The 20,177-nt window shown below is 63.0% G+C and carries 18 protein-coding genes; 13 read left to right on the forward strand and 5 right to left on the reverse strand.

From position 1 onward, the window contains the following. From dnaA to AC1PLU_RS00060, 12 genes are all read left to right on the forward strand, one after another. The gene (gene dnaA / locus AC1PLU_RS00005) at positions 1 to 1,329 is read left to right on the forward strand and encodes a chromosomal replication initiator protein DnaA (protein ID WP_006451790.1); all 1,329 of its coding nucleotides are present in this window, start codon (positions 1 to 3) and stop codon (positions 1,327 to 1,329) included. Positions 1,330 to 1,606: 277 nt separating this feature from the next. Next, entirely contained in the window at positions 1,607 to 2,707 is a 1,101-nt protein-coding gene (gene dnaN, locus AC1PLU_RS00010; protein ID WP_006451791.1) for a DNA polymerase III subunit beta, read from the forward strand. A 725-nt stretch (positions 2,708 to 3,432) separates the two neighbouring features. Beyond that, the gene (recF, locus tag AC1PLU_RS00015; RefSeq protein ID WP_481107319.1) at positions 3,433 to 4,539 is read left to right on the forward strand and encodes a DNA replication/repair protein RecF; all 1,107 of its coding nucleotides are present in this window, start codon (positions 3,433 to 3,435) and stop codon (positions 4,537 to 4,539) included. A gap of 114 nt (positions 4,540 to 4,653) precedes the next feature. Beyond that, the gene (gyrB, locus tag AC1PLU_RS00020; protein ID WP_006451793.1) at positions 4,654 to 7,098 is read left to right on the forward strand and encodes a DNA topoisomerase (ATP-hydrolyzing) subunit B; all 2,445 of its coding nucleotides are present in this window, start codon (positions 4,654 to 4,656) and stop codon (positions 7,096 to 7,098) included. A 69-nt stretch (positions 7,099 to 7,167) separates the two neighbouring features. Further along, a complete protein-coding gene (locus AC1PLU_RS00025) occupies positions 7,168 to 8,004 on the forward strand; it encodes a CPBP family intramembrane glutamic endopeptidase (RefSeq protein ID WP_481094693.1) in 837 nt (278 codons plus the stop codon). 62 nt (positions 8,005 to 8,066) lie between these two features. Further along, positions 8,067 to 8,873 carry a M48 family metallopeptidase gene (locus tag AC1PLU_RS00030; protein ID WP_006451795.1) on the forward strand — a complete coding sequence of 269 codons (807 nt, stop codon included), beginning with the start codon at positions 8,067 to 8,069 and terminating at the stop codon, positions 8,871 to 8,873. A gap of 152 nt (positions 8,874 to 9,025) precedes the next feature. Then, positions 9,026 to 10,222, forward strand: a complete 1,197-nt coding sequence (locus AC1PLU_RS00035; RefSeq protein ID WP_023901931.1) for a tetratricopeptide repeat protein — start codon at positions 9,026 to 9,028, stop codon at positions 10,220 to 10,222. A 153-nt stretch (positions 10,223 to 10,375) separates the two neighbouring features. Further along, a complete protein-coding gene (locus AC1PLU_RS00040; RefSeq protein WP_006451797.1) occupies positions 10,376 to 11,047 on the forward strand; it encodes an energy transducer TonB in 672 nt (223 codons plus the stop codon). Between the two features lie 84 nt (positions 11,048 to 11,131). Then, positions 11,132 to 11,896: a TonB-system energizer ExbB gene (exbB, locus tag AC1PLU_RS00045; protein WP_006451798.1), complete on the forward strand. Its 765-nt coding sequence runs from the start codon at positions 11,132 to 11,134 to the stop codon at positions 11,894 to 11,896. Between the two features lie 45 nt (positions 11,897 to 11,941). Next, positions 11,942 to 12,364, forward strand: a complete 423-nt coding sequence (locus tag AC1PLU_RS00050; RefSeq protein WP_023901932.1) for an ExbD/TolR family protein — start codon at positions 11,942 to 11,944, stop codon at positions 12,362 to 12,364. A 3-nt stretch (positions 12,365 to 12,367) separates the two neighbouring features. Then, positions 12,368 to 12,778, forward strand: a complete 411-nt coding sequence (locus AC1PLU_RS00055) for an ExbD/TolR family protein (RefSeq protein ID WP_023901933.1) — start codon at positions 12,368 to 12,370, stop codon at positions 12,776 to 12,778. Positions 12,779 to 12,990: 212 nt separating this feature from the next. Beyond that, positions 12,991 to 13,398, forward strand: coding sequence for an ExbD/TolR family protein (locus AC1PLU_RS00060; protein ID WP_481094692.1), 408 nt, complete (start codon positions 12,991 to 12,993; stop codon positions 13,396 to 13,398). A gap of 229 nt (positions 13,399 to 13,627) precedes the next feature. Here AC1PLU_RS00060 and AC1PLU_RS00065 read toward each other — a convergent pair whose 3' ends face one another. The 3 genes from AC1PLU_RS00065 to cls all read right to left on the reverse strand — a co-directional run bounded on the left by AC1PLU_RS00065 (position 13,628) and on the right by cls (position 16,211). Beyond that, positions 13,628 to 14,395, reverse strand: coding sequence for a pyridoxine 5'-phosphate synthase (locus AC1PLU_RS00065; protein ID WP_481107320.1), 768 nt, complete (start codon positions 14,393 to 14,395; stop codon positions 13,628 to 13,630). 10 nt (positions 14,396 to 14,405) lie between these two features. Next, complete coding sequence (locus AC1PLU_RS00070) at positions 14,406 to 14,675, reverse strand: hypothetical protein (RefSeq protein WP_481107321.1); 270 nt, start codon at positions 14,673 to 14,675, stop codon at positions 14,406 to 14,408. Between the two features lie 75 nt (positions 14,676 to 14,750). Then, the gene (gene cls / locus AC1PLU_RS00075; RefSeq protein ID WP_205393100.1) at positions 14,751 to 16,211 is read right to left on the reverse strand and encodes a cardiolipin synthase; all 1,461 of its coding nucleotides are present in this window, start codon (positions 16,209 to 16,211) and stop codon (positions 14,751 to 14,753) included. A 136-nt stretch (positions 16,212 to 16,347) separates the two neighbouring features. Between cls and AC1PLU_RS00080 the strand changes: the two genes are divergently transcribed. Further along, positions 16,348 to 17,442: a PA0069 family radical SAM protein gene (locus tag AC1PLU_RS00080; RefSeq protein WP_481107322.1), complete on the forward strand. Its 1,095-nt coding sequence runs from the start codon at positions 16,348 to 16,350 to the stop codon at positions 17,440 to 17,442. A 124-nt stretch (positions 17,443 to 17,566) separates the two neighbouring features. Here the strand turns inward: AC1PLU_RS00080 and AC1PLU_RS00085 are convergent, their stop codons facing one another. After that, positions 17,567 to 18,271: a 2OG-Fe(II) oxygenase gene (locus AC1PLU_RS00085; protein WP_481107323.1), complete on the reverse strand. Its 705-nt coding sequence runs from the start codon at positions 18,269 to 18,271 to the stop codon at positions 17,567 to 17,569. A 356-nt stretch (positions 18,272 to 18,627) separates the two neighbouring features. Then, on the reverse strand, positions 18,628 to 19,968 hold the full coding sequence (locus tag AC1PLU_RS00090; RefSeq protein ID WP_481107324.1) for an outer membrane protein transport protein: 1,341 nt from the start codon (positions 19,966 to 19,968) through the stop codon (positions 18,628 to 18,630). Positions 19,969 to 20,177: the final 209 nt, after the last annotated feature.

Here is a 20,177-nt window from a genome sequence, read left to right on the forward strand (position 1 = left end):
ATGGATGCTTGGCCCCGCTGTCTGGAACGTCTCGAAGCTGAATTCCCGCCCGAAGACGTCCACACCTGGTTGAAACCCCTGCAAGCCGAAGACCGCGGCGACAGCATCGTGCTGTACGCGCCGAATGCCTTCATCGTCGACCAGGTCCGTGAGCGCTATCTGCCGCGCATCCGTGAACTGGTGGCGTACTTCGTCGGCAATGGCGAAGTAGCGCTGGCGGTCGGCTCGCGTCCCCGTGCGCCAGACCCGTTGCCGGCGCCGATGGCCGCGCCCAGTGCACCGGCTGCCGCACCGATCGTGCCATTTGCCGGCAACCTGGATTCGCACTACACCTTCGCCAATTTCGTCGAAGGCCGCAGCAATCAGCTCGGTCTTGCCGCGGCCATCCAGGCCGCGCAGAAGCCAGGCGACCGTGCGCACAACCCGCTGTTGCTGTACGGCAGCACCGGCCTGGGCAAGACCCACCTGATGTTCGCTGCCGGCAATGCGCTGCGCCAGGCCAATCCGGCTGCCAAGGTGATGTATCTGCGCTCGGAACAGTTCTTCAGCGCGATGATCCGGGCGCTGCAGGACAAGGCGATGGACCAGTTCAAGCGCCAGTTCCAGCAGATCGATGCGCTGTTGATCGACGACATCCAGTTTTTCGCCGGCAAGGACCGCACGCAGGAGGAGTTTTTCCACACCTTCAACGCGCTGTTCGATGGTCGCCAGCAGATCATCCTCACCTGCGATCGCTATCCGCGCGAAGTCGAGGGCCTGGAGCCACGTCTGAAGTCGCGCCTGGCCTGGGGCCTGTCGGTGGCCATCGATCCGCCCGATTTCGAGACCCGCGCGGCGATCGTGCTGGCCAAGGCGCGCGAGCGCGGCGCCGACATCCCGGACGACGTGGCGTTTTTGATCGCCAAGAAGATGCGCTCCAACGTGCGCGACCTGGAAGGCGCGCTCAACACCCTGGTGGCGCGTGCCAACTTCACCGGGCGCTCGATCACCGTGGAATTCGCCCAGGAGACGCTTCGCGACCTGCTGCGCGCCCAGCAGCAGGCGATCGGCATCCCCAACATCCAGAAGACCGTGGCGGACTACTACGGCCTGCAGATGAAGGATCTGCTCTCCAAGCGGCGCACCCGCTCGCTGGCGCGTCCGCGCCAGGTGGCGATGGCGCTGGCCAAGGAGCTCACCGAACACAGCCTGCCGGAGATCGGCGACGCCTTTGCCGGCCGCGACCACACCACCGTGCTGCATGCCTGCCGGCAGATCCGCACGCTGATGGAAGCCGACGGCAAGCTGCGCGAGGACTGGGAAAAGCTGATTCGCAAGCTCAGCGAGTGAGCCGTTGCGTCCCTTGACGGCCCGCTTGGAGAAAAGCGTGGAAACGTTGGGGTCAAATGCGGGAGAATCTGTGGATAACGTTGCGTCGCGGTTCGAGCGAAAAACTATCCACAGGTTTTACCGCTAGACCAGGGGCACTAGTCCAACGACTTTCAAGCGCTGAAATGTCTTTGGAAACAAACAGTTATGGTGGTTATCCGCTGAAAACGGCCCTACCATCACCACCAAGCTTTTGATTTATTCCATTATCTTTTAAAGCATAGGGGCACGGAACCACATGCGTTTTACACTGCAGCGCGAAGCCTTCCTCAAACCGTTGGCCCAAGTGGTCAATGTGGTCGAACGCCGTCAAACCCTGCCTGTTCTGGCCAACCTGCTGGTGCAGGTCAAGGACGGGCAGGTCTCGTTGACCGGCACGGACCTGGAAGTGGAAATGATCTCGCGCACGATGGTGGAAGACGCGCAGGACGGCGAAACCACCATCCCGGCCCGCAAGTTGTTCGACATCCTGCGCGCCCTGCCCGACGGCAGCCGCGTCACCATCTCGCAGACTGGCGACAAGGTCACCGTGCAGGCTGGGCGTAGCCGCTTCACGCTAGCTACGCTGCCTGCCAATGACTTTCCGTCGGTGGATGAAGTCGAGGCTACCGAGCGTGTGGTGGTGCCGGAAGCTGGGTTGAAGGAGCTGATCGAGCGCACCGCGTTCGCCATGGCCCAGCAGGACGTGCGCTATTACCTAAACGGCCTGCTGTTCGATTTGCGCGACGGCCTGCTGCGTTGTGTGGCCACCGATGGCCACCGTCTGGCGCTGTGCGAAATGGAGCTGGAGAAGGCCGGCGGCGCCAAGCGCCAGATCATCGTGCCGCGCAAGGGCGTCACCGAATTGCTGCGCTTGCTGGAGGCGGCGGATCGCGAAGTCGAGCTGGAAGTTGGTCGCAGCCATATCCGGGTCAAGCGCGGCGATGTGACCTTCACCTCCAAGCTGATCGATGGCCGCTTTCCGGATTACGAGGCAGTGATTCCGATTGGCGCCGATCGTGAGGTCAAGGTTGACCGTGAAGCGCTGCGTGCCTCGCTGCAGCGTGCTGCAATTCTGTCGAACGAGAAGTACCGCGGCGTGCGTGTGGAAGTCTCTCCCGGTCAGCTCAAGATCAGCGCGCACAACCCCGAGCAGGAAGAAGCGCAGGAAGAGATCGAGGCCGATACCAAGGTCGACGACCTGGCGATTGGCTTCAACGTCAACTACCTGCTCGACGCCCTCTCCGCGTTGCGCGACGAGCATGTAGTGATCCAGCTGCGCGATGCGAACTCGTCTGCATTGGTGCGTGAAGCCAGCAGCGAGAAGTCGCGTCATGTGGTGATGCCGCTGCGTCTTTGACGTCGTTCCACGTGGAACACGAGAGGCCCGGCAATGCCGGGCTTTTTTTGTTTTGAGGACAGCACGCCTGAAGCCGGTGCTGTATCGGACTATCGAAAACAAAGGGATCCTGGTCTGCAGCGACTCTCGTTTCATTGCCGCGTCGCAGTTGGGTGCCTGTCCGATGTCGGTGGTGCACCGCATTCTGAAGCGAGGCTGCCAACGGTGAGGGTTAGGTCGTGCTTAAGGAGTTAGTGCTCGGCCTGTAACAGCGCGCCGTCGGCCAATCGCGGTTAAGAGCAAGATGACATCTGCGCCTTAAATCTGAACAAGTTCACTTTCGGGCTATCAGGAACATCGGCGGCTGAGGCGAACCGGTGTCTTCCATCGTCCGATCTTGTGGGCATTTCAAGTACGTTTTTGACTTATGCACATCTGGCTTTGCTTTTAAATCTAGAAATAACTTAAGAGCTTGGTGGTGATGGTAGGGCCAGATTTCGCCGAAAACTACCTTAAGTTATTGTTTCAATGAGATTTTTAGGTCTCGAAACCCTGTGTTTTCAGCCCTATTTACCGGTCTGTAACCTGTGGATAAGCTAAAGGGCGCTCCTGAGCCTCGAACTTATCCACACGTTATCCCCTGCCTGTCCTTGCCCGGCTTTCACAGGCGTTTGCACGGAATCGGCAGCGATCACGTATCCTGCGCCCCGACCGGGACGCCGGATTAGCTCAGAGCAAACCGATCGATGCACGTTGTGCGGTTGTCCATTCATCGACTTCGTCGTTTCCAGACCGTCGAGCTTCATCCCGCCAGTTCCTTGAACTTGTTTACCGGCGATAACGGCGCCGGCAAAACCAGTGTGCTCGAGGCGCTGCATTTGATGGCCTATGGCCGCAGTTTCCGTGGGCGGGTGCGCGATGGGCTGATCCAGCAAGGCGCCGAAGATCTGGAACTGTTCGTGGAATGGCGCGAGCGCAGCGGCGAGACCAGCGAACGCTCGCGTCGCGCAGGTCTGCGCCATAGCGGCCAGGAATGGACCGGCCGGCTGGATGGGGAAGATGTCGCGCAGTTGGGCTCGTTATGTGCCGCTCTGGCGGTGGTGACGTTTGAGCCGGGCAGCCATGTCTTGATCAGCGGCGGTGGCGAACCACGCCGACGCTTCCTTGACTGGGGCTTGTTCCACGTGGAACCTGACTTCCTGGCGCTATGGCGGCGTTATGCACGTGCGCTCAAGCAGCGCAACGCCTTACTCAAGCAGGGCGCACCGCCGCGCATGCTCGATGCCTGGGATCACGAGCTCGCCGAATCCGGTGAAACCCTGACGTCGCGGCGCCTTCGCTACCTGGATCGCCTGCAGGAACGTCTGATTCCCGTTGCAACCGCGATCGCCCCCTCGCTAGGGCTGTCTGCGCTGACGTTCGCGCCGGGGTGGAAGCGCCATGAGGTCTCGCTCGCCGACGCGTTGCTGTTGGCACGGGAGCGCGACCGCCAGAATGGCTATACCTCGCAAGGGCCGCACCGCGCCGACTGGACGCCTGCATTCGACGCGCTGCCGGGAAAGGATGCACTTTCGCGTGGCCAGGCCAAGCTGACTGCCCTCGCCTGTCTGCTGGCGCAGGCGGAAGATTTCGCCCACGAACGGGGCGAATGGCCGGTGATTGCATTGGACGATCTGGGTTCTGAGCTGGATCGACACCACCAGGCGCGCGTCTTGCAGCGGCTCGCCTCGGCGCCTGCGCAGGTACTCATCACCGCGACCGAAATGCCGCCGGGGCTTGCAGACGCAGGCGAACTGCTCCATCGGTTCCACGTGGAACACGGGCAAATCGCCGTTCAAGCCGCGTCGGCGTAAGCAACCACGGCACACGTGGGCCGACTGGTATAATTTGTGCGCTATCCCCCTTTTCCCACGGCGCGAAGCGGCTCCTGCCGCCCTCGCCCGTGTTGTGGAGCTAACGGCACGCGCATGACCGAAGATCAAAACACCCCGACCACACCCAACAGCACCTACGATTCCAGCAAGATCACCGTGCTGCGTGGCCTGGAAGCCGTCCGCAAGCGCCCCGGCATGTACATCGGCGATGTCCATGACGGCACCGGCCTGCATCACATGGTGTTCGAGGTGGTCGACAACTCGGTCGACGAGGCCCTGGCCGGCCATGCCGACGACATCGTGGTCAAGATCCTGGTCGATGGCTCGGTCGCCGTGTCGGACAACGGCCGCGGCGTACCGGTCGATATCCACAAGGAAGAAGGCGTGTCGGCGGCCGAGGTCATCCTCACCGTGCTGCATGCCGGCGGCAAGTTCGACGACAACAGCTACAAGGTTTCCGGCGGCCTGCATGGCGTGGGCGTGTCGGTGGTCAATGCGCTGTCCGAGCACCTGTGGCTGGACATCTGGCGCGACGGCTTCCACTACCAGCAGGAATACGCGCTGGGTGAGCCGCAGTACCCGCTCAAGCAGTTGGAAGCCTCGACCAAGCGCGGCACCACGCTGCGCTTCAAGCCGGCCGTGGCGATCTTCAGCGATGTCGAGTTCCATTACGACATCCTGGCGCGGCGTCTGCGCGAGCTGTCGTTCCTCAATTCCGGCGTCAAGATCGCGCTGATCGACGAACGTGGCGAAGGCCGTCGCGACGATTTCCATTACGAAGGCGGCATTCGCAGCTTCGTCGAGCATCTGGCGCAGCTCAAGTCGCCGCTGCACCCGAATGTGATCTCGGTGACCGGCGAGCACAACGGCATCGTGGTAGACGTGGCCCTGCAGTGGACTGACGCCTACCAGGAAACCATGTACTGCTTCACCAACAACATCCCGCAGAAGGATGGCGGTACCCATCTGGCCGGTTTCCGCGCCGCGCTGACGCGCGTGCTCAGCAACTACATCGAGCAGAACGGCATCGCCAAGCAAGCCAAGGTCGCGCTGACCGGCGACGACATGCGCGAAGGCATGATCGCGGTGCTGTCGGTGAAGGTGCCCGACCCCAGCTTCTCCTCGCAAACCAAGGAAAAGCTGGTCAGCTCTGACGTGCGTCCGGCGGTGGAAAACGCCTTCGGTGCGCGTCTGCAGGAGTTCCTGCAGGAGAACCCGAACGAAGCCAAGGCCATCACCGGCAAGATCGTCGACGCCGCGCGTGCTCGCGAAGCCGCGCGCAAGGCGCGCGATCTGACCCGCCGCAAGGGCGCCCTGGACATCGCCGGTCTGCCGGGCAAGCTGGCCGACTGCCAGGAAAAGGACCCGGCGCTGTCAGAACTGTTCATCGTCGAGGGTGACTCGGCAGGTGGCTCGGCCAAGCAGGGCCGTAACCGCAAGAACCAGGCGGTGTTGCCGTTGCGCGGCAAGATCCTCAACGTCGAGCGCGCGCGTTTCGACCGCATGCTGGCCTCCGACCAGGTTGGCACGCTGATCACCGCGCTCGGCACCGGTATCGGTCGCGACGAGTACAACCCGGACAAGCTGCGCTACCACCGCATCATCCTGATGACCGACGCCGACGTCGACGGCTCGCACATCCGTACCCTGCTGCTCACGTTCTTCTACCGGCAGATGCCGGAGCTGATCGAGCGCGGCTATATCTACATCGGCCTGCCGCCGCTGTACAAACTCAAGCAGGGCAAGAGCGAGCTGTATCTCAAGGACGACGCGGCGCTCAACGCCTACCTGGCCAGCAACGCGGTCGAGGGCGCGGCGCTGATCCCCGCCACCGATGAGCCGCCGATCACCGGCGAGGCGCTGGAAAAATTGCTGATGTTGTTCACCGGTGCCAACGAAGCGATCGCGCGCAATGCGCACCGCTACGACCCGGCGCTGATGACCGCCTTGATCGACCTGCCGCCGCTGGATGTGGCAAAGCTGCAGGCCGAAGGCGACCAGCACCCCACCCTGGACAAGCTGCAGGCGGTGCTCAACCGCGGCACCCTAGGCACGGCGCGCTACCAGCTGCGCTTCGACCCGGCCACCGACAGCACCTCCGCCACGCTGGTGGCGGTGCGCAAGCACATGGGCGAGGAATTCACCCAGGTGCTGCCGATGGGCGCATTCGAAAGCGGCGAACTGCGTCCGTTGCGCGAGGTGGCGCTGGCGCTGGATGGTCTGGTGCGCGAAGGCGCGCAGATCGTGCGTGGCAACAAGACCCACCCGATCACCAGCTTCGCGCAGGCGCATGCCTGGTTGCTTGAAGAGGCCAAGAAGGGCCGCCAGGTGCAGCGCTTCAAGGGCCTGGGCGAAATGAACGCCGAGCAGCTGTGGGAAACCACGGTCAACCCGGATACGCGTCGCTTGCTGCAGGTACGCATCGAAGACGCGGTGGCCGCCGATCAGATCTTCAGCACCTTGATGGGCGATGTGGTCGAACCGCGCCGCGATTTCATCGAGGACAACGCGCTGAAGGTGTCCAACCTGGATATCTGAGCCTTCCGTCGTACGCGCGCGCGTCGCCTTGGCGATGCGCGCGCGGGCGCGGTTTTTCGCAGGACGACGATGAGCGCAGATTCTCCAACGACCCCGGTTCCGGCCTCCGCTGCCGGCAAGTCCCGGTTGTTTCCCGCACTGCTCGGCTTCTGGATCGACGTGCTGATCGCCACCGGCCTGCTGCTGACGCTCAGCGTGGCCGGCTTTGCGCTGTGGGGGGCGGTACGCGGCTTCAGCCATGTGCAGGCGGCCAAAGCGCAGGGCCTGACGCCCTCCTCTGCGCAGATCATGGCCGCGATCGGTCAACCCGGCGTGCTGGTGCAGTTGCTCACTGCACTGGTCAGCACCGCCACGCCAGCGATGCTGCTGTACTACTGGCGTCGCCGGGCCACCGCCGGCGAACAGGCCGCCTCGCGTGCCGCCACGCGGCGTGCCTCGACCTGGGGCTGGACCGGCCTGATCGCCGTCTCCGTGTTCGTGCTGAGCAATCTGGTCAGCGTCGCGGCATCGGCGCTGGGCATCAAACCGGTGCCGACCAACCTGCCGCTGATGGAAGAAGCGATCAAGCAATGGCCGTTGGCGCTGGTGGTGTTCGCCGTGGTCATCGCCCCGGCGTATGAGGAATTGCTGTTCCGGCGCGTGCTGTTCGGCCGCCTGCTGGCCGCCGGGCGCCCGTGGCTGGGCATTGCGCTGAGCAGCGCGATCTTCGCGCTGGTGCATGAAGTGCCCGGCATCAGCGGCAACGGCCCGGCCGCCATCGCCCAGTTGTGGCTGATCTACGGCAGCATGGGTGCGGCATTCGCGTGGCTGTATTGGCGTACCGGCACCCTGTGGGCACCCATCGCCGCGCACGGCATCAACAACGCAACAGCCCTGGCCGCGCTGTACTTTTTCGGGGTCGGCTGACCCGTTTGACGAAAAGTTAAGACGAGCCTGCCAAAATGCCCCCAGGGTTCCAGGGGGATTGAATGAAAGCCAGGCTGTTGATCGTTGTTGCCGTCCTTACGTTGACGGCATGTGCCACCACAACTTCGCCGACCGGCCGCCGACAGGTGGTGGGAGGCGTCACGCAAGACCAACTCGACAAACTTGGCGCGGAGTCGTTTGCGCAGACCAAGGCCAAGGAAAAGGTCAGCACCGACGGCAAGCAGAACGCCTACGTGCAGTGCGTGGTCAATGCGCTGGTGGCGCAATTGCCGCCGCAATGGCGAGAAACCCGGTGGGAAACCGCGCTGTTCGTCGACGATGAAGCCAATGCGTTCGCGCTGCCCGGCGGCAAGGTCGGCGTGAACACCGGTATCTTCACCGTCGCCAAGACCCAGGATCAGCTGGCCGCCGTGCTCGGTCATGAAATCGGGCATGTGATCTCGCGCCACCATGAAGAGCGCATCACCCGCCAGCTCGGTGCGCAGACCGGCCTGGGCATCATCGGCGCGCTGGCGGGCGCGGCCTACGGCGATGGCGCAGCCAGCGCGGTGAACCAGGTCGGCGGGATGACCGCGCAGACGGTGTTCCTGCTGCCTGGCTCGCGCACCCAGGAGAGCGAGGCCGACGTGGTCGGACAACGCCTGATGGCGCAGGCCGGCTTCGACCCTGCCCAGGCGGTCACGCTGTGGCAGAACATGATGGCCGCCAGTGGCAACCGCCAGCCGCAATGGCTGTCCACTCACCCCGATCCGGCCAATCGCATCCGCGAACTGCAGGCCGACGTCAATCAGCTCGAGCCGGTCTACAAGCAGGCGCGACAAGACGGCCGAGCGCCACGCTGTGGCTGAAACCGCCCCTGATACGTACCGAATATCGCAACACAGCATGGAAACCGTTTTCGGGAACTGAGACTTTCTGCTAAGTTTGCCGGCTCAGATTTTTCGTACAGCTTCCATTCCGCTTTTCGTACCGCCCGACGGCGGCTCGTCCGAGGTGAATCATGAAACTGCTCAAGCGCAAGCAAGCCCTGTTGTCCCTGTTCATCGCCGCGTCGCTGGGCGGGGCTGTCGTCGCCGATGCGGTCGCGCAGTCGGACCGCTCGTCCGAGCGTGCCAGCCGCAAGTCCAAGAGCAGCGGCAAGGCCGAAGAGCTGTACCCGCAGTCCACCCGCGCCGCGCCGACGATCAAGCCCTCGTCCAAGCTGGGCAGCAAGCTGCAGAAGTTGATCGAAACCTTCAACAAGGGTGAGGACTACCCTGGCGTGCGCACCCAGGCCGATGAAATCCTGGCCAATTCCGCCGCCAATGAAGCCGACAAGGCGCTGGCCGCGCAGCTTGCTGCACAGGCCGCGTACAACACCGACGACACCGCCGCTGCCAAGAAATACCTGCAGCAGGCGATCGGTCTGAATGCGCTGGACAACAACGGCCAGTTCCAGTCGATGCTGATGCTGGCGCAGTTGCAGATGCAGGACGACCAGCAGGCCGAAGGTCTGGCCACGCTGGACAAGTACCTGGACGAGAGCAAGTCGCAGCGCCCGGAAGATCTGATCCTCAAGGGCCAGGCGCTGTATCAGGCCGAGCGGTACAAGGAGGCGATTCCGGTGCTGAAGCAGGCCATCGCCGCTTCGCCCGAGCCGAAGGACACGTGGAACCAGTTGTTGATGGCTGCCTACGCCGAGGCCGGCCAGACCGGTGAGGCCGTCGCGACCGCCGAGGCGATCGCCGCCAAGACGCCGAACGACAAAAAGGCCCAGCTCAATCTGGCCAGCATGTATATGCAGGCCGACCAGATGGACAAGGCCGCAGCCGTCATGGACAAGCTGCGCGCTGCCGGGCAGTTGACCGAGGAGAAGGAGTACAAGCAGCTGTACTCGATCTACGCCAACACCGAGAACAAGGAAAAGGACGTCATCGCTGTCATCAACGAAGGTATGCAAAAAGGCATCCTCAAGCCTGATTATCAGACATACCTCGCGTTGGCGCAGTCGTATTACTACAGCGAGGACGTGCCCAAAGCAGTCGAGAATTGGCAGAAAGCCGCACCACTTTCCAAGGACGGCGAGACCTATCTGAATCTGGCCAAGGTGCTGCATTCGGAAGGGCGTATCCCCGAAGCCAAGCAGGCTGCCCAGCAGGCGATCGCCAAAGGCGTCAAAAAACCTGAAGACGCAAAGAAGATCATCAACCTGAAGTAAAAAAGAAAATAAACCCCCGAAATCCCTGTGTTTTTAGTGGTTACAGGACTCGGGATTGGTATAAGCTTGGGAGTTCCTGCGGTGTCAAAGCCGTCCGAAAACCTGGGGATCATCACCGTGATCCGGGGCCCCCACTGAAAGAGCCATTGGCGCATGACGGAACAACTCGTTATCCACAGGCATGACTATGATGCCGGGAACCAGGGTCTGAGCTGGGCCCGCATTATCGGCATCGCGTTTGTAATTGCTTTGCACCTCACTGCACTGATGATGTTGCTGATCCCTGCAGTGGCGCCGAAGGCTCCGGCTGAGAAGGAGCGCACCACCATGGTCACCTTGGTGGATGCACCGCCTCCTCCCCCGCCGCCGCCGCCGCCGCCGCCGCCGGAAGACAAGCCGCCGCCGCCGGTCAAGAATCTGTCGCCGCCGAAGCCGTCACCGGTTCCGCCGCCGCCGGAAGCTCCGGTAGTCGACGTTCCCGAACCCCGTCCTAGCGATATCGTCACGCCGCCGAGCCCACCGTCTCCGCCGCAACCGCCGAATGACATCGGCGCCAGTGTCGATATCTCGTCCAAGAACATGAACCCGCCGAAGTATCCGCCGGCTGCATTCCGTGCCGGTGTACAAGGTGAGGTCATCCTGATCGTGGATGTGGATGCAAGCGGCAACGTGACCAATGTGTCGGTCGAAAAGTCCAGCCGCAACCGCGACCTTGACCGTGCCGCGATGGACGCAGCACGCAAGTGGAAGTTCAATGCTTCCACCGTCAACGGGCAGAAAGCCGCCGGACGTGTCCGCGTCCCGGTCAACTTTGCTCTGAACTGATCCACGGGCCGGCTACGGCCGGCCCAGGATCCTGTCTTCCTTTCGCTCCACCCTTCATCACCACACACAACAAAGGTAAGCGTCATGCTGCAGGAATTCTTTATCGCCGCCGCTGCAGGGGGCTCCAATCCGTCGGCCGCTCTTTCGCAGATGGGCTTCGAGCATCTGATCACCGAAATGACCTCTCAGCCCGGCGACTTCGCCGTGTCCTGGGTCGTTCTGATCACCCTGATCGCCATGTCCGCTGCCTCCTGGTACTGGACCGTCATCAACATTTTCCGCGCCACCCGTCTGAAGAGCGCGGCTGACCGCGTCACCACCGCGTTCTGGGATGCCCCGAATGCACAGGACGCCATCCGCGCCATGGAAGAGCAGCCCGCTTCCGAGCCGTTCTCCAAGATCGCGCTGGACGCAGCCCAGGCTGCCGCTCACCACCAGCGTGCCGAAGGCACCAGCGCCGGCGGTCTGGGCGAGAGCCTGAGCCGTTCCGAGTTCGTCGATCGCGCCCTGCGTCAGGCCGTGACCCGCGAAAGCACCCGTCTGCAGTCCGGCATGACCCTGCTCGCCACCGTCGGTGCGACTGCACCGTTCGTCGGTCTGCTCGGTACCGTGTGGGGCATCTACGGCGCGCTGATTAAGATCGGTGCAACCGGTTCGGCTTCCATCGACGCCGTTGCCGGCCCGGTGGGTGAAGCGCTGATCATGACCGCGATCGGTCTGTTCGTCGCCATCCCGGCGGTGTTCGCGTTCAACTTCTTCTCCAAGGTCAACAGCTCGGTGATCGCCAAGTTCGACACCTTCGCTCACGACCTGCACGACTTCTTCGCCACTGGTTCGCGCGTTCGCTAATCCGTAGTAAAGAACGACTTCGCAACGATTTAGACGGAGCCCGTTATGGCCTTCAGTAGTGGAAACAGCGGTGGCCCGATGGCCGACATCAATGTGACGCCCCTCGTGGACGTGATGTTGGTGCTGCTGATCATCTTCATCATTACGGCACCGCTGATGTCCCATAAGGTCAAGGTGGAGCTGCCCGAGGCCAACCTGGTCCAGAAGGAAGAGCCGGAGAAACGTGCCGCGCCGATCACCCTGGCCGTCAAGGAAGACGGGTCGCTGTACTGGAACGACGAGCCGGTCTCCAAGGAAGCCTTGGAGTCGCGCCTGTCCACCGCCGCACAGCAGACACCGCAACCGCCGCTCAACCTGCGTGGCGACCGCACGACCAAGATGCGTACGATCAACGAGATCACCAAGATCGCGCAGGGTCAGGGCATGTTGGACATCGGCTTCGTCGCGACCAAAGAGAAGGGGCAGTAAGCCATGGCATTCAGTACCGGTGGAAACCGTGGCCCGATGGCCGATATCAACGTCACGCCCCTGGTGGACGTGATGTTGGTGCTGCTGATCATCTTCATCGTGACCGCGCCGATCATGACCTACCCGATCGCCGTGGATCTGCCGCAGCGGGTACTCAACCCGCCACCGCAGACGACCGAACCGCCGCCGCCGATCGAGTTGCGGATCGACGCCAGCAACCAGGTGTTCTGGAACAACAGTCCAGTGCCGGTGGCTCAGTTGCAGCAGAAGATGGAAGAAGTGATCGCCAGCGATCCGACCAACCAGCCGGAACTGCGCATCGATGCGAACCAGGACGCGGAGTACGAGGTGATGGCCAAAGTCCTGGCTGCGGCAAAGAACTCGCAGATGAAGAAAATCGGCTTCATGCAGTAAGACATCGCAAGACGCAACACAACAGTCATGACGCGACTGCAAACGCCACCGGAAACGGTGGCGTTTTTTTATGCGTGATCGATTCGCAGCGCGACGCTTCGGCTCGGGGGTCGAGGAGCGTGTTGCCTGCCGCCGCCCTACCCTTCTGTCATATCCGGCCAGGTGTATGCTCGATCGTGCTGCACCCACGCTCACAGCACAGGAGGCATGCCATGGCTTTCAGTACAACAGGTAATCGGGGACCGCTTGCGGAGATCAATGTCACGCCGCTGGTGGATGTCATGTTGGTGTTGTTGATTATCTTCATCGTCACCGCGCCGATGCTGACGCGAACGATCACGGTGGATCTGCCACAGCGCAGCGATCAACCGCAGCGACAGTTGGAGCCGCCTGCGCCGATCGCATTGCGTGTGGATGCGGACGGCCAGGTATTCTGGAATGCCAGCCCGGTGACGCTGCAGGAGTTGCAGCCCCGGTTAATTGAACAGATGCGCGAAACAGCTGGAAATCAGCCGGAACTGCGGATTACCGTCAGTGCAGATGCGGAATATGCAGTGATGGCCAAGGTATTGGCTGCGGCAAAGAACGCGCAGGCCGATCGCATCAGCTTTATGCAGTAAATAATGGGGTGAATCGTGCATCGGGGCAGAGAAACTCTGCTCCGATGCAGATAATGGTCTTCATAATGTGCAGCAGCTTTAGAGCTACTGACAAAATGTAGCTAGCGGTCATCAGCCGTCAAGACGGCGCGCAGGAGTCGCGTGTGATCTGCAGCCTCAAGCACCGCTCGCACCCAGATTCGCGGTAAGCGGATTGATTTCGACAAAAGCGCTTATTCGATTGAATCTCTCAAGCGCCAATCGACGAATTGCGCAGTATCTCCAGATACGCACGCACAGTCGCATCCAGACCTCTATACAAGGCTTCGCCGATCAGCGCGTGGCCGATCGAGACTTCGAGCACGCCGGGGACAGCCTTGAGAAAATCGCCAAGGTTGTTCTGCGACAGATCATGCCCGGCATTGATGCCCAGACCTGCGGCGCTGGCACGTTGCGCGGCTCCGGCAAACAGCCCGAATGCAGCGTCTGGCTGCCCGCTCAGATGCGCCTGCGCATATGGGCCGGTGTACAACTCGATGCGGTCTGCACCGAGCACCGCCGCCTGCGCGATCTCGGCATTACCGGCATCCACGAACAGACTGACGCGCGCACCAATCGCCTTGAATGAGGCAATCAGCGCAGCGAGCTGTGCGGGGTCCTGTGAAAAGTCGAAACCGTGGTCGGAGGTTAGTTGCCCGTCGCCATCGGGCACCAGGGTGACCTGCTCGGGGCGCGTGAGGCGACACAGCTCCAGCAGCCCCGGATAACCGTCGCGCGGTGGCGCGAACGGATTGCCTTCGATATTGAATTCGACCGCGTGCTCGCGTGTCAGCGCGCTCAGTGCCAGCACGTCGTCGGCGCGGATATGCCGCTGGTCCGGGCGCGGGTGCACGGTGATGCCGTGCGCGCCGGCCGCGATGCAGATGCGTGCGGCCTGCACGACATCGGGGTCGTGCCCGCCGCGCGAATTGCGCAGCACCGCGATCTTGTTGACGTTGACGCTGAGCTGGGTAGTCACAACATCGCTCTCAGACCTGCGGCTCGCCATCGCGCGTGGCGGTGAGTGCGGCCGCCTTGCGGGCCTCGGCGATCTCGCGCAGGCGGCGCAGTTCTGCCGGGTCGATCATGCTGCTGGTATCGCGCTGGGTATCGTCCATGCGCGATGCGAACCAGCCGCGCGTCCACAGCAGCAGCAGCAGCAATGCCACCAGCAGCGAGACCACCAGCAACCATACGTGCGGCGTGCTGAAAGCCAGCACCAGCGCACCCAGTGCCATAAGCAGAAACAGCCAGTGCATGACGAGCTCCCCAATGAGTGGCGGCAGTGTAGCGCCGCGCCCGGTGCGGTTCCACGTGGGCGCGGTGTGTGCGATTCAGAGCAGCGGCGACAGCAGCCGTGCGAAGGCTTCGGGAAGGCGCGAGCGCCACAGGGGGCGGCGGCGTACGAAGCGCACCTCCTGGGCTTTTTCCAGGTCGCTGCCGATCAGCCCCGCCAGTTCTGCCGCCACCGCCTGGTCGCGGAACAGCATCGACAACTCGAAATTCAGGCGGAAGCTGCGGCTATCGAAATTGGCGCTGCCGACGATACTGATCTCATCGTCGACCAGCAGCGCCTTGGTGTGCAGCATGCGCGGGCCGTATTCGTAGATGCGCACGCCGGCTTCGAGCAGTTCGTCGAAATACGAGCGCGCCGCGTAGGTGACCAGGCGCGAATCGCTGACGCGCGGCACCAGCAGGCGCACGTCCAGGCCGCCCAATGCGGCCGAGGTCAGCGCCATGCGCGCGGCTTCGCCGGGAACGAAGTACGGCGTCACCAGCCAAACCCGATGTCTGGCTTCGTGGATCGCGGCGACCATCAGCCGGTGGATCGCCTCCCACGACGAATCCGGCCCCGACACCAGCACCTGCGCATCGACATCGCCTTGCGCGCGGGTTGGCACATCCTCCGGCCACAGCTGTTGACCGTGGAAGGCCGGGCGGCCCTGCCGGGTGGCGTAGAGCCAGTCTTCCAGGAACACCAGCTGCAGGCTGCGCACCACGTGGCCTTGCAGACGCACGTGCAGATCGCGGTAGGCGTCGCTGCGCACCTGCTCGTTCTCGTCGTCGGTGACGTTGATGCCGCCGGTGAAACCGATCCGCCCATCGATGACGATCACCTTGCGGTGGGTGCGCAGGTTCAGCCACGGCCGCTTGAACGGCTTGAGCAGCTGCGAGGGATGGAACCAGGCGGTCTCCACCCCGGCCTCGCGCAGCGTGCGCAGGCTGCGCCGCGTCATCGCTGAAGAGCCCACCGCATCCAGCAACAAGCGCACCTTGACGCCGGCGCGCGCGCGTTCCATCAAAGCCTCGCAGATCGCGGTGCCGCTGCGGTCCGGCTGGAAGATGTAGTACTCCAGATGGATGTGGTCGCGCGCGTGACCGATCGCTTCGATGATGGCGGCGTAGGTGGCCGCGCCGTCGACCAGCCAATGCACTTCGGTGGCGCTGCTGGGCGCCAGGCCGGTGGTGGACTGGGCGATCTTGGCCAGCTCGGTGCAGTCGGCATCGGGTGGGCAGACGCTGTCGTAGCTTTCCATGCCCGAGCGCGAACGGCCGCGGCGCAGGCGCTGGCGTTTGACCTTCTGCGGGCCGAGCCAGTAATAGATCAGCAGGCCCAGATACGGCAGCGCGGCCAGCGACAGCACCCAGCTCAGCGTGGCCACCGGCTCGCGCTTCTGCAGCACGATCCAGCTGGCGATCCACAGCAGGTACAGCACGTAGGCGGCGAGGAGAAGCGCTTCGAGGTGGGGAATGGTGGCCAGCCAGTCCCACGCGCCCTGTGCAGATGCGAGCATGCGCGGATTCTACGGCCCGCACGCTTTACTGCGATGACCAAGCGGCCAACGCAATGGCGGAGCACGGGTCTGAACGCCGCATCGTGTTGCTTGCGTCGTCGCGGCATGTGAGATCTGCCGGACGTACGATGGCGCGATGGCAACTGCAATCAAGGGTCGGGGTGCAACCGGCCACCTGCCCGGACGCTTCGAAACTACCACCCAGCAGGCGGTGGACGATGGTTGGTACGCGGACGACAGCGAGGAGTTTGCCGCGCCGGCATTGCGTACGCAGGTCACCGAGGAAACCGCGCGCAGCATCATCAGCCGCAATCAATCGCCGGATATCGGGTTCTCGCAATCGGTGAATCCGTATCGAGGCTGCGAGCATGGGTGCAGCTACTGCTTTGCGCGGCCCTCGCATGCGTATCTCAATCTCTCGCCCGGACTGGATTTCGAGACAAAGTTGTTCGCCAAGACCAATGCGCCGGAGGTGTTGCGGCGCGAGTTGTCGCGGCCCAGCTATGTACCCAGCCCGATCGCATTGGGCATCAACACCGATGCGTATCAGCCGATCGAACATAAGCACGCGCTGACGCGGCAATTGATCGAAGTGCTGTGGGAGGCGCGGCATCCGTTCACGCTGATCACCAAGAACGCATTGGTGACGCGCGATCTGGATCTGCTTGCGCCGCTGGCGCGCGAGGGGCTGGTCAACGTGTATTTTTCGGTGACCACGCTCGACCCGCACGTGTCGGCCAAGCTCGAACCGCGCGCGTCCGCGCCGCATGCACGCCTGCGCGCGATGCGTGCATTGCACGAGGCCGGCGTGCCGGTCGGGGTGATGGCCGCGCCGGTGATTCCGTGGATCAACGATCACGAACTGGAAGCGATCCTGCAGGCCGCCGCCGATGCTGGCGCGGACAGTGCCGGCTACGTATTGCTGCGGCTACCGCACGAAGTGGCGCCGCTGTTCCGCGACTGGTTGCAGACCCATCATCCACAACGCGCCGAGCATGTGATGAGCACGATCCAGCAGCTGCGCGGCGGCAAGGATTACGACAGCGCCTTCGGCACGCGCATGCGCGGACAAGGCGTGTATGCGGATCTGCTGGCGAGACGCTTCGCGCTGGCCCACCGCCGCGCCGGTTTCGATGCACGCCAGATGCCGCCGTTGGACACAGGGAAGTTTCGGCGCCCTGCTCCGCCGGTCAAGCCGGTCAAGGAGTCGCCGCAGGGGCAGTTGTTTTAGGGGCGGGGATTTGTGATTCGGGATTGGGGATTTGTAAGAGCAGCTGTGATTCGGCAGTTGGGATTAGGGATGCGTAACAGCAGCAGCACTTCAGTGCCCGCTCTTGCGAATCCCGAATCCCCAATCACGCATCCCCGCCGTACAGCGCCTGCGCCGACTGAAACAAAATCCAGCTCGTCGCAATGAACTTGTCGCCGCCGACCGGGCGGTTGCCGCGGTGGGTGTGGGTGAATGCGGTGGGAGCGATCAGCAGGCTGCCGGTGCGTGGGCGGGCCTTGCGCTGTTGGAACAGGAATTCGGTTTCGCCTTGCTCGAACTCCTCGTTGAGGTAGAGCGTCCACAGCAAATGGCGGTGCAGCGTTTCGGCGCTGGCATCGCGCGGATACAGCTCGCAATGCCAGTACGGATAACCGCCCTGGTCGGCGGCGTACCACTGCAGATTGATCGCTGCCGGGCGCAGGCAGGTGCGCGCCAGATCGCCCAACGCCTGATCGCTCATCTGCACGATGTCTTCGGCAACCAGGCGATGCGGGCTGCCGTCCTCGGTGGTGACCTGCAGCATCAGCGGCGAGATCAACGCTTGCGGATAGCGCCGCAGATAGCTGAGCAGGCCTTCGAATACTGCTTGTTGCAAGCGGTTTTCCACCTCCGTCCACTCGGACATGCCGCTGATGCGCAGATCGCGGCTGTGTTTGAGTTCGGGAAACACGCCGCTGCCGACGCGCCCGGGTTGCAGCTGCTGGCTGTCGCGCATGCGTTGCACGATGGCGGCGCAATCCTGCCGCGACACCGCATTGTCGGTGATCTGGATGAAGTCAGGTTGGTCCATGCCATGACGATAGCAACCTCGACATCGGCCTGCACAGTTGGTGCCTCGATCGCACCCCCACTTGAATCGTTTCGCCGCGCCACATGGCAGATTCAAGAGCTTCGGTTCGATGCAATGGTTCGAAGCAACTCGCTAGCCTTGCGTGTTTGGCTGATCAGCAGGATGAGTGGATGCCAAGGCCAAGCGTGGAAATTCCGCACGGCGCTGTTCCCCCGTCGCTGTCCCTATCCCTGTCGATGACGAATGACGATGCTGCGCTCCGACAAGGCACTGTATGCGGCTGCAGTGCATGCACGACCGCAAAAGAAAAACCCCGCCGAAGCGGGGTTTTCATCACGCGTACCGGGAAGCGTCGATCAGAACTTGTAGTTGATCGAAGCGGCCAGCACGTCGCCCTTCACCTTGTAGCTACCAACCAGACGGTCGCCGGTGGCGCTGCGTGTGTCGCTGGTCGGGTCACTGGTGAACAGGTGGGTGTAACCGAAGTTGTATTCGGCCTGCTGCGACGGACGCCAGCTCAGACCCAGCGAAACCCACTTGCGGCTCGCATCCGGCACGCGCACGTCACGGTGCTCGGCGGTGGTCGGGGTCTGGTCGTACGCCACACCGCCACGCAGGGTCAGCGTGTCGCTCATGCGGTAGTCGGCACCGATCGAGGCGAAGGTGGTATCGCGGTAGGAGAAGTCCAGCACGCTGTCGGGCTGGTTGGAGGCGAAGTCCACCGTCACCTGGTCGAACTTGCTCCAGGCGGTGCGGGTGACGTCGGCCATGATCGACCACTGCTCGTTCACGTTGTGGGTGAAGCTGGCGGTGGCGCTGGCCGGCAGCTTGACGGTGGCGCGGCCCTTGGTGTCGACGAAGGTGCCCGGTGCGGCGACGCCCAGCACCGCAGCAGCATTAGGCGGGGTGGTGAAGTCGGCATCGCCGTCGGTGATCTTGTGCTCCACTTCCGAGCGGTAGCTGAAGCCGATGTGGGTGTTTTCGTCGATGCTGAACAAGCCGCCGAGGGTGAAGCCCACTTCGGTGCTGTCGCCCTTGATGCGCGAGTAACCGTCGGCGCTACCCGGGGCGAAGCCCGGCACGCGACGCGCAGCTAGCACGCTGCCGAAATCCACCGCGTTGGCCAGGTCGATATCCAGACGCTCGGCGAACACCGAGGCGCCGAAGGACACGTAAGGATTCACGTCGTAGGAGAAGGCGACGTTGAAGTCGATCGCCTGCAACTCGGTCTTGGTGCCGTGGTAACGGCCGACCCAGTCGCGGTCGTATTCGGTCTTGAAGCCGAACGGCACGGTCAGCGAGGTACCCAGGTGCATGTTGTCGTTCTCGCCGAACGGCACATGGAAGTACATCGCCGGGACCGGCGCGATCATGCCGGCGTCGCCGCCATTGCCGCCGGAGACCGGGGCGCCGTTGGCGTAGTTGCCGCTTTCAGGCTGGAACTTGGCCGAGAAGCTGATGGCGCTGACGTCGGCCTGGAACAGGCGACCGTCGAGCTGACGCATGCCGGCCGGGTTGTTGGCGATGATCGAGGCGTCATCGGGGGCGCTGCCGGAACCGGCGAAGGCGCGGCCAAGACCCTTGGCGCTGTTTTCCTTCAGCTGGAACGCGGCGCCGTGGGCCTGGCCAACGGCCAGCACACCGGCGATACCAACGGCCAACAGGGTGGCGCGGCTGAGAGTGGAAGCGGTAGACATAAGTTGTTGCTCTCCGGATAAAGACTGCAGTGGTTGGTACAGCGCCCGCGCCCAGCGCCAAACAGCGGCTGGAGCGCGCCGGAGACCCCCCCCCGACATACGACGCCGTACGCAGTATAACCACGACGATTAACCGAACAATAACGAAGTGCGTTTTGGCTGGCTGGACAGGTTGGGGATGGGTTCAGGAGCGTGAACCCGCTAGAGTG

The organism is Xanthomonas sp. NCPPB 2933 (assembly GCF_056725225.1).

Excerpts from the sequence above, each read along its gene's own strand:
- dnaN (WP_006451791.1), top strand. The coding sequence starts at position 1,607 with ATGCGTTTTACACTGCAGCGCGAAGCCTTCCTCAAACCGTTGGCCCAA.
- cls (WP_205393100.1), bottom strand. The coding sequence starts at position 16,211 with ATGCTCGCATCTGCACAGGGCGCGTGGGACTGGCTGGCCACCATTCCC.
- AC1PLU_RS00030 (WP_006451795.1), top strand. The coding sequence starts at position 8,067 with ATGAAAGCCAGGCTGTTGATCGTTGTTGCCGTCCTTACGTTGACGGCA.
- AC1PLU_RS00080 (WP_481107322.1), top strand. The coding sequence starts at position 16,348 with ATGGCAACTGCAATCAAGGGTCGGGGTGCAACCGGCCACCTGCCCGGA.
- AC1PLU_RS00070 (WP_481107321.1), bottom strand. The coding sequence starts at position 14,675 with ATGCACTGGCTGTTTCTGCTTATGGCACTGGGTGCGCTGGTGCTGGCT.
- AC1PLU_RS00025 (WP_481094693.1), top strand. The coding sequence starts at position 7,168 with ATGAGCGCAGATTCTCCAACGACCCCGGTTCCGGCCTCCGCTGCCGGC.
- AC1PLU_RS00055 (WP_023901933.1), top strand. The coding sequence starts at position 12,368 with ATGGCATTCAGTACCGGTGGAAACCGTGGCCCGATGGCCGATATCAAC.
- dnaA (WP_006451790.1), top strand. The coding sequence starts at position 1 with ATGGATGCTTGGCCCCGCTGTCTGGAACGTCTCGAAGCTGAATTCCCG.
- recF (WP_481107319.1), top strand. The coding sequence starts at position 3,433 with ATGCACGTTGTGCGGTTGTCCATTCATCGACTTCGTCGTTTCCAGACC.
- AC1PLU_RS00085 (WP_481107323.1), bottom strand. The coding sequence starts at position 18,271 with ATGGACCAACCTGACTTCATCCAGATCACCGACAATGCGGTGTCGCGG.
- AC1PLU_RS00090 (WP_481107324.1), bottom strand. The coding sequence starts at position 19,968 with ATGTCTACCGCTTCCACTCTCAGCCGCGCCACCCTGTTGGCCGTTGGT.
- AC1PLU_RS00060 (WP_481094692.1), top strand. The coding sequence starts at position 12,991 with ATGGCTTTCAGTACAACAGGTAATCGGGGACCGCTTGCGGAGATCAAT.
- AC1PLU_RS00050 (WP_023901932.1), top strand. The coding sequence starts at position 11,942 with ATGGCCTTCAGTAGTGGAAACAGCGGTGGCCCGATGGCCGACATCAAT.
- exbB (WP_006451798.1), top strand. The coding sequence starts at position 11,132 with ATGCTGCAGGAATTCTTTATCGCCGCCGCTGCAGGGGGCTCCAATCCG.
- gyrB (WP_006451793.1), top strand. The coding sequence starts at position 4,654 with ATGACCGAAGATCAAAACACCCCGACCACACCCAACAGCACCTACGAT.
- AC1PLU_RS00035 (WP_023901931.1), top strand. The coding sequence starts at position 9,026 with ATGAAACTGCTCAAGCGCAAGCAAGCCCTGTTGTCCCTGTTCATCGCC.
- AC1PLU_RS00040 (WP_006451797.1), top strand. The coding sequence starts at position 10,376 with ATGACGGAACAACTCGTTATCCACAGGCATGACTATGATGCCGGGAAC.